The sequence below is a fragment of the Streptomyces sp. NRRL WC-3549 genome, from assembly GCF_000721935.1.
Classification (GTDB): Bacteria; Actinomycetota; Actinomycetes; order Streptomycetales; family Streptomycetaceae; genus Streptomyces.
Genome location: NZ_KL585404.1, coordinates 30775 through 44074, shown reverse-complemented (window position 1 = coordinate 44074; position 13300 = coordinate 30775). Strand labels below are relative to the sequence as shown.

The 13300-nt window shown below is 71.0% G+C and carries 12 protein-coding genes and 2 pseudogenes; 3 read left to right on the top strand and 11 right to left on the bottom strand.

Annotated elements, in window-relative coordinates:
* Window positions 1–400, top strand: a pseudogene (locus tag IH13_RS0118005) (alpha/beta hydrolase); the annotation flags it as partial.
* A gap of 63 nt (window positions 401–463) precedes the next feature.
* Here the strand turns inward: IH13_RS0118005 and IH13_RS44685 are convergent.
* Window positions 464–637 (bottom strand): annotated as a pseudogene (locus IH13_RS44685) (DNA-binding response regulator); the annotation flags it as partial.
* A gap of 109 nt (window positions 638–746) precedes the next feature.
* Here IH13_RS44685 and IH13_RS0118000 point away from each other — a divergent pair.
* The gene (locus IH13_RS0118000) at window positions 747–1310 is read left to right on the top strand and encodes a GNAT family N-acetyltransferase (protein ID WP_031085673.1); all 564 of its coding nucleotides are present in this window, start codon (window positions 747–749) and stop codon (window positions 1308–1310) included.
* Between the two features lie 55 nt (window positions 1311–1365).
* Here the strand turns inward: IH13_RS0118000 and IH13_RS0117995 are convergent, their stop codons facing one another.
* From IH13_RS0117995 to IH13_RS0117955, 9 genes are all read right to left on the bottom strand, one after another.
* Complete coding sequence (locus IH13_RS0117995) at window positions 1366–3000, bottom strand: type IV secretory system conjugative DNA transfer family protein (RefSeq protein ID WP_031085671.1); 1635 nt, start codon at window positions 2998–3000, stop codon at window positions 1366–1368.
* Window positions 3001–3002: 2 nt separating this feature from the next.
* A complete protein-coding gene (locus IH13_RS0117990; protein ID WP_031085670.1) occupies window positions 3003–4421 on the bottom strand; it encodes an ATP-binding protein in 1419 nt (472 codons plus the stop codon).
* Window positions 4422–4526: 105 nt separating this feature from the next.
* Window positions 4527–6074, bottom strand: a complete 1548-nt coding sequence (locus IH13_RS0117985; protein ID WP_031085666.1) for an SCO6880 family protein — start codon at window positions 6072–6074, stop codon at window positions 4527–4529.
* Entirely contained in the window at window positions 6071–7405 is a 1335-nt protein-coding gene (locus tag IH13_RS0117980; protein WP_031085663.1) for a hypothetical protein, read from the bottom strand. Before IH13_RS0117980 ends, IH13_RS0117985 begins: the two co-directional genes overlap by 4 nt.
* Window positions 7395–8270 (bottom strand): DUF8175 domain-containg protein, encoded by an 876-nt coding sequence (locus IH13_RS0117975; RefSeq protein ID WP_031085661.1) that lies wholly within the window; start codon window positions 8268–8270, stop codon window positions 7395–7397. The genes IH13_RS0117980 and IH13_RS0117975 overlap by 11 nt, the downstream gene beginning before the upstream one ends.
* A gap of 183 nt (window positions 8271–8453) precedes the next feature.
* Window positions 8454–8762 (bottom strand): hypothetical protein, encoded by a 309-nt coding sequence (locus tag IH13_RS0117970; RefSeq protein ID WP_014047394.1) that lies wholly within the window; start codon window positions 8760–8762, stop codon window positions 8454–8456.
* A 1006-nt stretch (window positions 8763–9768) separates the two neighbouring features.
* The gene (locus IH13_RS0117965; protein ID WP_037841676.1) at window positions 9769–10044 is read right to left on the bottom strand and encodes a DUF397 domain-containing protein; all 276 of its coding nucleotides are present in this window, start codon (window positions 10042–10044) and stop codon (window positions 9769–9771) included.
* The gene (locus IH13_RS0117960; RefSeq protein ID WP_031085657.1) at window positions 10037–10225 is read right to left on the bottom strand and encodes a DUF397 domain-containing protein; all 189 of its coding nucleotides are present in this window, start codon (window positions 10223–10225) and stop codon (window positions 10037–10039) included. Before IH13_RS0117960 ends, IH13_RS0117965 begins: the two co-directional genes overlap by 8 nt.
* 11 nt (window positions 10226–10236) lie before the next feature.
* Window positions 10237–11088, bottom strand: coding sequence for a helix-turn-helix domain-containing protein (locus IH13_RS0117955; RefSeq protein ID WP_031085655.1), 852 nt, complete (start codon window positions 11086–11088; stop codon window positions 10237–10239).
* Window positions 11089–11280: 192 nt separating this feature from the next.
* Here IH13_RS0117955 and IH13_RS0117950 point away from each other — a divergent pair, with 192 nt between their 5' ends.
* The gene (locus tag IH13_RS0117950; RefSeq protein ID WP_031085652.1) at window positions 11281–11739 is read left to right on the top strand and encodes an ATP-binding protein; all 459 of its coding nucleotides are present in this window, start codon (window positions 11281–11283) and stop codon (window positions 11737–11739) included.
* A gap of 84 nt (window positions 11740–11823) precedes the next feature.
* Here IH13_RS0117950 and IH13_RS0117945 read toward each other — a convergent pair.
* Window positions 11824–13300: adenosine deaminase family protein (locus IH13_RS0117945; RefSeq protein ID WP_031085651.1), on the bottom strand; the 1477-nt coding region annotated here is incomplete at its 5' end.

Here is a 13300-nt window from a genome sequence, read left to right as displayed (position 1 = left end):
CTGTCTCTTATACACAAGAGACAGGCCCTACGCCGACCACTTCCCCATGGAAGGCGGTGCCATGCCCTTCCCGGGCTGGGGCGCCTTCGAGGCCGAGGACACCGCCGACCTGGACGGAGTGACCCGGGACCGTGTCGCGTCCGTCGCTGTTCCTGTCCCCGAGGCGGTCGCCAGGGGAGTTGTGCGCCTGACCGATGAGCGCCGCTTCGACGTCCCCGTCGTGGTCGTCTGCCCCGAGTTCACTCCCGCCCAGGCCGAGCAGTGGATCGCCGCCGGTGAGAGCCCTGAACTCGCCCGCGCTCACCACCTTGAGTACGTGGACCTCGACTCGGGTCACTGGCCGATGGCCACCCGCCCCGGCGAACTCGCACACGTTCTGGCGGAAGCCGCCGATTCCTAAGGGCTTGGAGCGTTGCTCGCGCTGGTCGGCGGGGCATGGAGTTCAGCCGTCCCGTGCCCGGCAGGCATTCCCACCCGCCACGGCCCTGACACCTGCCAGAAGTTCTCCAGGCATCGCGTGCTTCACCAGGAAGCCATCGGCCCGCCCGGCCCGTGGACCCTGGTGCGCGTACGCGTCCGGGTCGCACGTCGTCACGATGAGCATCCGGGTACGGGTGCCGGAGGCGAGGACGCGGCGAGGGGAGGTGGCGGCGCCGTCGTACCGGATGCGGCGCGGTGGGCCGTGCGCCTCTCACCTGCCCGTTTTCCGGTTGCTTCGGTGCCGGGGCGCCGGGCACCATCGGCGCATGGACTACGTGGTACGGGCGGTACGCGCCGACGAGTGGGAGCGGGTCAGGGACATCCGGCTGGCCGCACTGAGGGACCCGGTCGCTTCGATCGCCTTCCTGGAGACGTACGAGGACGCGGTGGCCAGGCCGGACGCGTACTGGCGGGAGCGGACCGAGGACGGGGCCGCCGGGCTGCGCGTACGGCAGTTCGTCGCCAAGGGACTGGACGGGCAGTGGGCGGGGACCGTGTCGGTGCTGGTCGAGCGGCCGGCGGACGGGGTGCGCTTCGGGGCGGTGGCCGAGGTCGATCAGACGCACCTGGTGGGGGTGTTCGTCCGGCCCGAGCACCGGGGGCGGGGAGTGGTGGACGCCCTGTTCCGTGAGGCGATCGACTGGTCGTGGTCGCTGACCGGCCCGCCGGTGGAACGGGTACGGCTCTACGTCCACGAGGACAACGCGAGGGCCGCGGCCTCCTACCGGCGGATCGGCTTCGTACCGAGCGGTGCGTCGATACCGATGGAAGGCGATCCGACCGCTTGTGAGCTGGAGTTCGAGATCCGCAGGGAGCCGGGGGCGGCCTGAGCCCGGATACGGTCCGTCGCGGGCACCGGTGGCCTGGACTTCCAGTGGCCTGGGGTCAGTGGTGTTCCGGGGCGTGGAGGGGGGACTGCCAGCGGGAACGGGCCTGTTCCTGGGAGCGGAGCAGTACCAGGGCGGGCATCCCCTGATCCCGGCCGGTTCTCAGCAGCTCCGGGAGCTGCGGAAGGGGAGCCACGGCCGCGACGTCGTCGAGGACCAGGGCCATTGGTGGGTCGAGCCGACCGTCGGTTGACCGTGCGGCCATGCGGCGGCCGTGCTCGACCACGTGTGAGGCGAGCGCGGTGAGGAGGGGCATCGCGCCGGGGCGGTGGCGGGGATCCTCGATGGATTCACCCACCACATAAAGCGTTCCCCCTTCGGCGGCAAAAGATTCCAGTACGAGCGCGTCGTTTCGGTTCGGCGTGCAGGCATCGCGGACATGGACCGAGGAGAGCGCGGCGAAGGCACGTCCCGTCAGGTCCTGTGCCGCGTCGCGGCGTTCGGGGTAGGCGGTGAGTGCGGATTCCAGGAGCCCGGCGAGTCCGGACGCCGCCTTGGGGTGCGTACGCAGCAGGCGGACCGGTTCGTGGGCGCTGCCTTTGGAGGCCCAGCGGTGGACCTGGCGGAAGGGACGGCCGTCCACGGCGGCGGCGTGCAGCCAGCACTGAAGGAGGGTCTGGGCGGTGTCGGCGACGGCTGCGTCGACCCGGGCGCGGGGGCGGACCGGGGCGAGGAGGGCCGCGGCCCGTTCGGTCGCGACGGCGGGGTCCTCGCAGCCGGCGGTGGGCGACCAGTGCAGTCGGCCCGGGGTGTCGCAGAGGTGGCCGGGATCGTAGACGAGGACGGGTCCGAGCTTGGCGCGGGCGTCTTTCGTCTCGGCCCAGAGCGTGGGGTCGGACGTCACGACGAGGGCGGGGCCCTCGGCGTCCTGGACGGCCTGGAGGGCGGTGGGGCGCCGGGTGGCGGCGGTGCCGTAGAGGAGGACCGGGCCCCGGGGGCCGGGGACGGCGGCCGGGTTGACGAGGAGCGGGGCGGTCTCGGCGTGGGCCGCGGGCGGGGTCGTCGGCGTGGGTGCGGGTGCGTGCGTGATCGTCTCCGCGGAGGCCGCCGGTGGCACCTGGGAGGCCGGTGGTGCGTGGGACGGTGGTGGGGATGCGGGGGCCGGCTCCGGTGGGTGTTCCGGGCCGCGCGGGGCCGCAGGGCGGTATGCGGAGGGACGCTGCCCGGGCGCCGGCTCGGCCGGCATCTCCGCTGTCCGGCCTGGCCCTGTCGTCTCGGCGGTCTCCGGGGCCTTCGCCGCCTGGGCGGCTTCTGCTGCCCGGTGTCTGCGGACGAGGCGCCCGCGGGTCACCACGCCCATGACGAAGATCGTCAGGACGATCAGCACCATGAGCTCGCCGATGAACAGACCCCAGAAGAGCCCGTACCCGGAGAGTTCGCCCTTCGGGGTGTCGGGCCAGGCGGCGGCCAGGTCGTGCGGTGCGGAGGCCAGGGCGCGCAGGGCGAGCGGTGTCCGGGTGAACGTGACGCCGCTCGGCCAGCCGCCGTGGGCGAACAGTCCGGCGAGGCCCGTGGCCGTCCAGGCCAGGACCGTGATGCCGAAGAGGAAGCTCAGCAGACCTATCAGCAGGCCGTCCGGGATGCCCCCGGCCTGGCCGCCGTGCTCCGTACGGGAGGGTGCCGGGCGTGCCACGGTCAGGCCACCGTCGACTCGGAGGACTCGGCCAGCCGCTGCTGACGCTCGATCCTGGCCGCACGCTCCTCCGCCTCCAGCTCGGCGGCCCGTACGTCGTCGGGGAGCAGGTCCGGGACGGAACCCTCGGTCATGGCGCGGTCGGTGAAGACGAGGGGGCGTTCCGCTTCCGTGATCAGGTGTTTGACGACCTGGACGTTGCCGTTGACGTCCCAGACGGCGATGCCGGGGGTCAGGGTCGGGATGATCTCGACCGCCCACCGAGGCAGACCGATGACCTTGCCGGTGGCTCTGGCCTCGTCGGCCTTCTGGGCGTAGATGGTGCGGGTGGAGGCCATCTTCAGGATAGCCGCCGCCTCCTTGGCCGCCGCCCCGTCGACGACGTCGCTGAGGTGGTGGACGACGGCGACGAAGGACAGACCGAGCCGCCGGCCGAACTTCAGCAGGCGCTGGAAGAGCTGCGCGACGAAGGGGGAGTTGATGATGTGCCAGGCCTCCTCCACCAGGAAGATGCGCTTCTTCCGGTCGGGCCTGATCCAGGTGTGCTCCAGCCATACGCCGACGATCGCCATGAGGATGGGCATCGCGATGGAGTTGCGGTCGATGTGCGAGAGGTCGAAGACGATCAGCGGTGCGTCGAGGTCGATGCCGATGGTCGTGGGGCCGTCGAACATGCCGCGCAGGTCACCGTCGACGAGGCGGTCCAGGACGAGGGCGACGTCCAGGCCCCAGGCCCGTACGTCGTCCAGGTCGACGTTCATCGCCTCCGCGGACTCGGGTTCCGGGTGGCGGAGCTGCTCGACGATGTCCATCAGGACCGGCTGGCGGTCGGTGATCGTCCCGTTGACGTAGGCGTGGGCGACCTTGAGGGCGAACCCGGAACGTTCGTCGAGGCCGTGGCCCATGGCCACCTCGATGATCGTGCGGAGCAGGGCGAGCTGGCCGGTGGTGGTGATCGTCGGGTCGAGCGGGTTCAGCCGGATGCCGTCGTTCAGGGCGGCGGTCGGGTCGAGGCGGATGGGGGTGATGCCCAGCTCCTGGGCGATGAGGTTCCACTCGCCGACGCCGTCCTCACCCTGGGCGTCGAGGACGACGACCTGGCGGTCACGGAAGCGGAGCTGACGGAGCACGTACGTCTTCTCGAGTGCCGACTTGCCGTTGCCGGACTCGCCGAGGACCAGCCAGTGCGGTGCGGGGAGCTGCTGGCCGTACAGCTGGAACGGGTCGTAGATGTAGCCCTTGCCGGAGTACACCTCACGTCCGATGATCACACCGGAGTCGCCGAGGCCGGGTGCGGCGGTCGGCAGGTAGACGGCCTGGGCCTGGCCCGTCGATGTACGGACCGGCAGCCGGGTCGTCTCCACCTTCCCGAAGAGGAAGGCCGTGAAGGCGTCCGACAACGCGGACAGTGGGTCTCGCATGGCGTGACGGCCTTCCCTCTCGGTTCGGTCTGTGCGGTCTGTGCTGTCAGTGCGGTCTTGCGCGGGCGGTCCGGTCGCTGCCGGCCGGCGTGCCCCGGCGAGGGGTCAGCGGCGGATGCCGGTGGCGAACGGCAGGGTGTTGACGAAGGCGCGGTGGTGCTCGCGGTCGCACCATTCGAGCTTGAGGTACGACTTGCCGGCGGAGGCACGGATCGTCCGCTTGTCGCGGGCGAGTGCCTCCGGGGAGCGGGACGAGACGGTGATGTACCCCACCAGGTTGACCCCGGCCGCTCCGCTCGCGAGGTCTTCGCCCCGCTGGTCGAGCCGGCCGTGGGCGGCGATGTCACGGGGGTCGACCGTGCGGTTCATCTTGGCCTGACGGCTCGCCTCGGCCTCGTCGTTCGTCTTCTCGGTCAGCATCCGCTCGATGGCGACCTCGGTGGGTTCGAGGTCCATGCACACCGCCACCGTACGGATCACGTCCGGTGTGTGAACGAGCAGCGGGGCCAGGAAGTTCACGCCGACGGGGGTCATCGGCCATTCCTTCACCCACGCCGTGGCGTGGCACCACGGGGCGCGGGTCGTGGACTCGCGGGTCTTGGCCTGGAGGAACGTCGGCTCGACCGCGTCGAGTTCGGCGGGCCAGGCGTTGCGCTTGGTCATCGCCTGGATGTGGTCGATGGGGTGGTCGGGGTCGTACATCGAGTGCACGAGGGAGGCCAGCCGGCTCTGCCCGAGCGGCTGACGCACCCGGATGTCCGCCTCGGCGAGACGCGCGCAGATGTCGGTCAGCTCGCGGGCCATGACGACGGCGAGCCCGGCGTCGCGGTCGAGCTTGCGGCCGCCCTGGGGGCGGGCGGCGCGGGCCATGGCATTGGCCTCGGCGGCCAGCTCACGGCTGTAGTGCATACAGGCGACGAGGTAGGCGCGGTGCTGCTCGCTGGAGGTGGAGACCATCGACTGGAGCTGGTCGTAGCTGTCCCGCAGCCAGCCGGGAGCGGCCTGGTCGCCGCGCTGGGCGACGTCCTTGGCGTGGGCGTCGGGGTCGGCGGGAAGGGTGCGCGCCAGCATCTGGAGGCGCGTCACGAAGCCGTCTCCGTTGGCGACGTGCTTGAGGAGGGTGCCGAACCGGTCGACCAGGGCCTCCTGGTCCTCGCTGTCCCGCAGGCCGACGCCGGGGCCCTCGATCTCGATGGCGGCGGTCACCGTACGCCGGTCGGCGTGCAGCAGGACGGCGATCTCGTCCGGCCCGAACGGGGCGGCGAGCCAGCTGATCCGGCCGATGCCCGGGGGCGGCCCGATCTCGACCTCACGGCCGTCGGCGTTCACCCCCGCCTCCATGGCGGCCGAACGGTAGGCCGTGCCCCGGCGGAGGGTGCGCTTGAAGCTGCGGTTGATCTCGAACCACTTGTAGAACGTCCGGCCCTTGTAGGGCAGGTAGACGACGGCCAGGGCGAGCATGGGGAAGCCCACGAGGGACACGATGCGCAGGGAGAGGACCGGGACGAGGAGCCCGCTCATCATGCCGAGGAACGCCCCGACGATGATCAGCGCGATCTCGCCCGTCTCGCGGTTCTTGCCGACGATCGCGTTCGGCCGGGCGCGGCCGATGAGATACGTACGGCGGGGTGCGATGTGGGACTGGGTCGTCAACGCCCGCCACCTCCTGTGCTCGTGCTGCCTGTGCTGCCGGAACCGCCCCGCGGGGAGCGGCTGCTGTGGGGGGTGCCGGAGGTCGGCCCGGACCCGCTGCGGGGCGAAGGCGCGGCGGAGCCTCCGCCGCCGCCCGCGCCGGAACCGCGGGAGCTGTGTGCCGCGACGCCGCCGCTGACCGGGTTGGCCGGGCGTCCGCCTCCGCCGCTGCCGCCGGCACCGCCACCGCTACGGCCGCTGTGGGTCTTGATGCCCTGGGAGACGAGTGCGGCGGGCGAGCTGATCATCGCGGCGGCCTGGGAGCCGTCCGTGGCCTGCTTGCGGTTGGTACGGGCACCCTGGATCTCGTCGCCGAAACCGGGCACGAAGCGGTAGATCATGGCCGAGGCGAAGATGGCCAGCAGGATGATGGCGAGCCCGGAGACGACGGCGGACATCGAGTTCGGCCCGTCGCCCTCGGTGAGCGCACCGGCCAGCCCGAGCACGATGACGATGACCGGCTTGACCATGATCACGGCGACCATGATGCCCGCCCAGCGGCGGACGTGGCCCCACATGTTCTTGTCGACCAGCCCCGCGTACACGATGACGCCGAGCAGGGCGCCCACGTAGAGCAGGGCGGCCCGGATGACGAGCTCCAGCCACAGGATGCCGGCGGCGAGCACCGACACGAGCGAGACGACGATCAGCATGATCGGACCGCCGCCGATGTCGGTGCCCTTCTTGAGGGCCTCGGCGAAGGAGCCGAAGAAGACGTCGTTCTGGGAGCCGGTGGCGGTGGAGATGACCGAGGTGACGCCGTCGGTGGCGGAGACGACCACGTAGAGGATGAGCGGGGTGAAGGCGGAGGCGAGGACGGTCAGCCAGAGGAAGCCGACGGCCTCGGACATCGCGGTGGCGAAGGGGACTCCGCGCATCGCCCGCTTGGCCACGGCGAACAGCCACAGGACGAGGGTGAGGACGGCGAAGACGACGGAGTACTGCTTGAGGAAGGTGAGGTTCGTGAAATCGACGTTGGCGGTCCCCTCGACGGCCTCGCTGAGCTTCCCGATCGTCCACGACGCGGCGTCGGCGCAGCCGCGGGCGAGGGAGGAGAGGGGGTCGAGGGCGTCGTCGGTGGTCGGGGGGGTGGTGCGTGTGCTGCCGGCGTCGCCTTCGCAGTAGTCCTTGGCGGGGCCGCGGATGAGGTCGCAAGCGTTGTTGCTGCCGCTCGGCTCTGGCGTCGGCGAAGGGTCAGCAACCGCACGAGCGGCCAACAGCACAAGAGAGATCTGTGCAACGCTCAGCGCGGCCATGAGCGAGACCGCCCGGCGTGGCCCTTTAGCGGGCATAGGTGAACCCTCCGAACTGCTGCACGGCCCCGGCCATCTCCTCAGCAGGGGAGGCGACCTGGTCGCGCCCTACCGGTGTCGGCCCGTCCTTCTGCGTGAAATCGGTGACCTTCCAGTCGCCGTCGACCCATCTCAGTTCGTAAGTGGTCGTGTACCAGCTCTCGGACACCGGATTCTGCGAACCCTCGCCAGCCAGACCGAACAGGACGGAGTACCATACGGCCACGCTCGCCGTGTCTCCTTCGAACTTCTCGACCTTCGCTCCGAACGGGCTGACTCGAGAGATAAAGGTCAGGCCGGCTGGAGCGGTGCCGTCCGGGTTCAGGCCGATCCGCGCCAGAAAGTCCTTTTCGGAGTACACACTGTCGAGCTGGTCCTGTCGCGCGGCGGCAACGTCCGGTGCGTATACGGTGGCGCTGATTTCGCGTCGTCGGGTCTTGTCGAACATATCGGCTGATCCCAGCGCGACGCCATAATTCGCCGCCGCGCTCTGCGCCCCCTGCTCGTCGTGTGCGAAGCCCGACGCGATCGTTCCGTTCTTGCCCTCTACCGGCTTCGTGCCCGTCGCGGCCGTGGGCCCCGCTCCGGCGGCCGGCGACTCCTTGCCGCCTCCACCTCCGCCAGATCCGTTGTCCGTGCCGTCGCCCCGGTTCGCGAACGCGATGGCAGCCAGGAGCAGGACGACGACGCCCACCACCAGCACCAGCGAGCGGGTGTTCCGCACGGGCCGTCGTCCGTAGCCGTCGGTGTCGTCGCCGCCGGGTAGGCGCGTCCGTGTCTGGCGCGTCCCGCCGATGGTGCTGTACGCGTCCTCCGGGCGGCCACCCGGTTCGCCGCCGTAGCCGCGCTCGTCGCCCTGGCTCATGCCGCGTACGCCCCCTCAGCCGTGTGCAGTGCCGCCTCGTACGACGGTAGCCGTGCTGGTTCCCGCGTGGGAGCGGAGTGGTGACTCGACATCAGGAGACGCAACCTCTGCCGGTGGGCACAACGGACGGGTGGTGTGGGGGCGGGCGTGGGATGCGCCCCGGACGGGTGGGGTGACGGCCGGTCAGACGGCCATCCCGTACACGATGGTGAACAGCGTGCCCAGTGACCCGATGATGAAGACGCCGGTCAGCCCCGCCACGATCAGGCCCTTGCCCTGTTCCGCGCTGAACGTGTCACGCAGGGCCGTCGCACCGATGCGCTGCTTCGCCGCACCCCAGATCGCGATGCCGAGGCAGAGCAGGATGGCCACCGCCATCACCACCTCGATCATGATGCGAGCCTCGTTGCCCAGGGTCCCGAACGGCCCCCAGTTCGGGGCGATTCCGCCGATGATGGTGGTGATGTCGCCCTTTTCAGCTGCCAGGATCATGTAAGTCACCGCCCCTGTTGGGTAGTTCGCCGCCCGTGCCGTGCGGAACGGGTCGCTCTCTATCTTCGCTGATGAAACCGGTATCGCACGACGCCTTCCGGGGTCTCTTTACCCGAATCTCGCACGTTTGACCGGTGGGGACGCGCTGACCTGCGGTTCGCCTCAGGTCCTGCGCGCATATGCATGGTTACTCTGTGTATCACGCTCTGTGACGGCTAGCAACGACGGTGGCCATGGGTTGTGGATGCGGTCGCAGCGTTCGAGAGGCGCGAAGTGTTCGTACGCGCTGTTCGAGAGCCGGGAGTACGCCGGTGGCTCCGCAGTGACGTGGCATCAGGATGCGGACCGGCGCGAGAGGTCGGGCCTCGCGTCATAGGGCGGAGCGGCCCGGGGATCTGGTCCGTGGTGGCAGGGTCCAGTGCGAGGGCGGCCGGCCGGACATCGCGCCAGGAGCTGTCGAACGGGGGCGTCCCCGTTTCTGCCCGGCGCACGACTCTTCTGCCCCGGGACGGACGGCCGCCGCCTCGTCGGGCGTCCAGTGGGCGGGGTCACCCGTCTTGTCGGCGAACGATCGCTCGTCCTTCCATCGCCGGGTGCGGTCCGCTGCCACCGCGACGTCGAGTTCCTGGTCGACGACGCCGCCTGGCAGGTCGGTGCGCCACATCGGTGTTCGCGACTCCAGCCCCAGGAGCGGTCCCTCAGCCGTACGTTCGATCAGCCGTATCGGGACGAAAGAGCTCAAGGTGGCCGCCTTTGAAGGGGTTCCAGCACGGGACCGCGTCGGTCACATGGCGAGGCGGGCGAGGAGGGTCGACAAGGCGGGTCCGCCGGAGATGCGCCGGAATGCTGCGGCGGCGAGGCGGGCGAGGCGGGCGAGGCGGGCGAGGCGGGCGAGGCGGCGAGGCGGCCCGGGGGCACCGGGTCCCGGGGCGGTGAAGAGGGGCGGGGGCGTGATGCCCGGCCGCCGCGCGAGCGCACCGGCGTCCGGGCGTTCGCCGCCGCTGCGTCAATCGTTTCCGAGAGCGAGGTCGTCATCGGATGCCCGCACCGGCGGCGGTCGGCCGCCGGGCTCGGCGAAGTGGTCGAACTCCCCGGCTCGGACACCCTGGGCGAAGGCGTCCCACTTGGTGCGGGTCGTGGTGACGACGGTGTCCGGGTCGCCCGTCTCCCTGAGGTGGACGAGCTCGCCGGGGCCGAAGGCGATCTCGATCCAGGGGCCGGGGCCGGTCGCGTCCTCAGGGGCGGCCCGGGTCCAGGTCGGTGCGGTGGGGCGGTCAGTCACGGGACCGGCCTGCCTTGACGCTGAGGAGGAGGGCGGCCCATGCGTGGGGCGTGGTGCGGAGCGTCGCCCCGGTCGGGTCGGCGCTCTCCCTGACCAGCACGGTTCCGTGGTCACCGGCCACGTGCACGCAGGACTCGCCTTCGCCGCAGTACGAAGACTTCTGCCATGCCGATGTGCCCATCTGGCCCTCCCTCATAGGTCCCGGATGATTCCGCGGATCAGTGTGCGCGATGCGGCCGGCCCGTCGGCGAGCGCTTCGAGCCGGTCGAAGACCAGGCGGTACTTCGAGAGCTGCGGCTCGGCGTCCAGCAGGACGATGCCGTGGGCCTGGTCGAGCTGCACGGTGTCGAGCTGGGGCACCGCGCCGTGGACGTAGTAGGCGGGCTGCCCGGCGCCCGGGTAGGCGCCCGCCGCGAACGGGATGACCCGGATGGTGACGTGGTCCCGCTCGCTCATGGAAAGCAGGTGTTCGAGCTGTCGCCTGGCGACGGCGGGCCCGCCGAACCTCATGTGGAGGGCCGCCTCGTGGATGACCGCGCGGTAGGGGGCGGGGTCCGGTCTGAAGACGACGCTCTGCCGCTTCAGGCGGAACGACAACCGGTGTTCGACCTCCGGGGGTGTCAGTTCGGGGACGACCTGCCGCATGACCTCCCGGGCGTGGTCGGTCGTCTGCAGCAGACCGGGGAGCCCCGCCGTGTGGGAGGTGCGCAGCGCTGTGCCGTGGTGCTCCAGTTCGGCGAGATCCAGCAGCCGGGGCGCCAGGAGGTCCCGGTACTCCTCCCACCAGCCGCGCCTGCGTTCACCGGTCATGGCGGCCAGCGCATCGACCAGCCTGCGGTCGTCACACTGGTAGTTGTCGGCCAGCGCCCGGACCCTGTCGGCGCTCACGCCGTAACGGCCGGCCTCGATGTTGCTGATGCGCGCCTGGTTGCCGCCGAGCAGCGCGGCGGCCTCCGTCGCGGTGATGCCCGCGCGCTCACGGAGCTTGCGCAGTTCGGAGCCGAGCCGCTTCCGGCGTGCCGTCGGTGTGGAGCTGGATGGCATCGACCTCTCCCCCGCTTGTCACTCACACGAGGGTATCTGACATGCAATCCATCCAGTTCATGTAATGCATTACACGTAACGCCCTACTGTGTTGTCCAGGCCACCCGCCCGGAAGAACCCCGCTCGACGGAGCGACCTGGTCACCGGGCAGCACAGAGCGTCCCCAACCTTCCTCCGTGAACGGAGACTTCCATGCCTTCTGCCACCGTAGCGCCGCCCTGGGCCTACACCCTCCAACTTCCGAGAGATCCCCGCGCCCCCGGGGTGGCCCGGTCCACCCTGCGGTCCGTCCTGCGCGTGCACGGGATGGCCGAACTCATCGACGCCGCGGAGTTGCTGGCCAGTGAGCTGGTCACCAACGCGTACCTGCATTCGAAGGGCGCGTACTCGTTGCGGCTGCGCGGTGCCGGGCGGCAGCGCGTCCGGCTCAGCGTCCGGGACACCGACCCGCATGTCCCGGCGCCGTTCAGCTGGGGCGTGGAGACACCGGCGGCGATGGCCGAACGGGGGCGAGGGCTCCATCTCGTCACCCTCTGGGCGGAGAGCTGGGGCGCCTATCCGACGGGCGGAGAGCTGCCCGGGCAGGACGGGAAGACGCTGTGGGTCGAATGCGCCTGGAAACCGGGAGGTCAGTCGGGCGGCGGACGCTGACGCACAGGGTGACGGCCACGTCTGACGAGCGGGGCGGGGCGCGGGCTGCCGGCCCATCGGCCGAGCCGTGCGCCCCGCCCCGGCTCAGCCCGCGTACCGGGCTTCGAACGCCTGGAAAGCCTGCTCCTGGCGCCACTCCAGCCGTGCCTTCGGGCTGGACGACAGCAGACGGCCGCAGCGGTCCGACTGGGGTACCCGGCACTCGGCGACCAGCCGGAAGCCCTTCCGTACGGGGTCGTCGCGCCACAGGCTGCGGCCCGGGAGGAAGGAGTACTCCAACGAGGCCCGCGCCAGGTCCTTCAGCTCGGGGTAACCGAGCTCGTACGTGCGTGCCGCGCGCTGGTACTCCTGGCCGATGTCACCTCGCGACACCCCCGGGTCGTCCGTCGACAGCACCACGGGCACCCCGTACGCCCGGTAGACCGGGAAGGGGTGTTCGGCGCCCTCCACCTGGAGGATCTGCGCGTTACTGGTGAGCGGGACCTCCACCGCGATCTGGCGGCGGGCCATGTCGCGTGCCAGCTGCCGCCAGTCGTCCTCGTGCACCAGGTCGACGCCGTGGCCGATGCGCTCGGCCTGCCCGGTGCGTACGGCGTCGTCGATGTGGAAGGTGAGGTCCTCCGGCTTCACCAGACCCGGTACGAGCTCGCCCGCGTGCAGGGTGATGTGGGCGCGGGGGTAGGTCCGGTGGAGGTAGTCGAGCATCCGCATCTGGAGGCGGTAGTCACGCAGCGAGATCGCGCCGTCCTCCGGCTGGACCAGGTTCACCGCGACGAACCGCTGGTCCCGCTCGGCGAGGCGCAGTCCCAGGGCGATCTGGGTGAAGACCCTCTCCGGGGCGCTGTTGCGTGAGACCTGGGAGATCCAGCGCACGGTGATCCGGCAGGCCGGGGCGGGCGTGGCGGTGGCGCAGTGTGCCGTCTCGCGGAACTCCGCGTCGGAGGTGTCCGCTTCCTGCTTGGCGTCCGCGATCAGCTGGTCGAGGCGGCCGCCGGCGAGGAGGTTGCGGTGCATGGTGGCGAAGTCCGGGTTCCACCCGACGTCGTCGGCGAGCTTCTTGGCGCCTGCCGAGGCCGGGCTGACCATCGTCTCCAGATAACTCTGGTTCTGGGCCGCCGCGGTGCCCGCCACATCGGCCAGCATCTTCCCGCGGTGCGCCGTCGCCGCCCCGAACTTGCCGAACGTGTCGAAGAAGTGGTCGTGCCCGGACTCGCCCCGTGGGAAGTCCTGCATGGACCAGGCCCGGACGATGCTCTGCCGGAACGCGGCGTCGGTGAGCGCCTCGACGGCGGGCCGTCTACCCGGTCCGCACGGCGGTGCGACGGCCGTCATGGTGGTGTCGATGCACAGCCCGTCGTCGGCGGCGAGCTGGATGAGGTACTCGGTCCTCACCGCGCCCGAGAGGTGGTTGTGCAGGTCACCCCCCTTGGGCAGCTCCCGGAAGAAGCGCCCGGCGGCCCCGGTCCGTCCCTGGTGCGCGTCCAGCCAGGCGGCGGTGCGGGCTTCGGCCGCGGTCGTGGCCCTGGGCGGTACGGGGGCGACGGCCGCGGCGGCCCTGGCC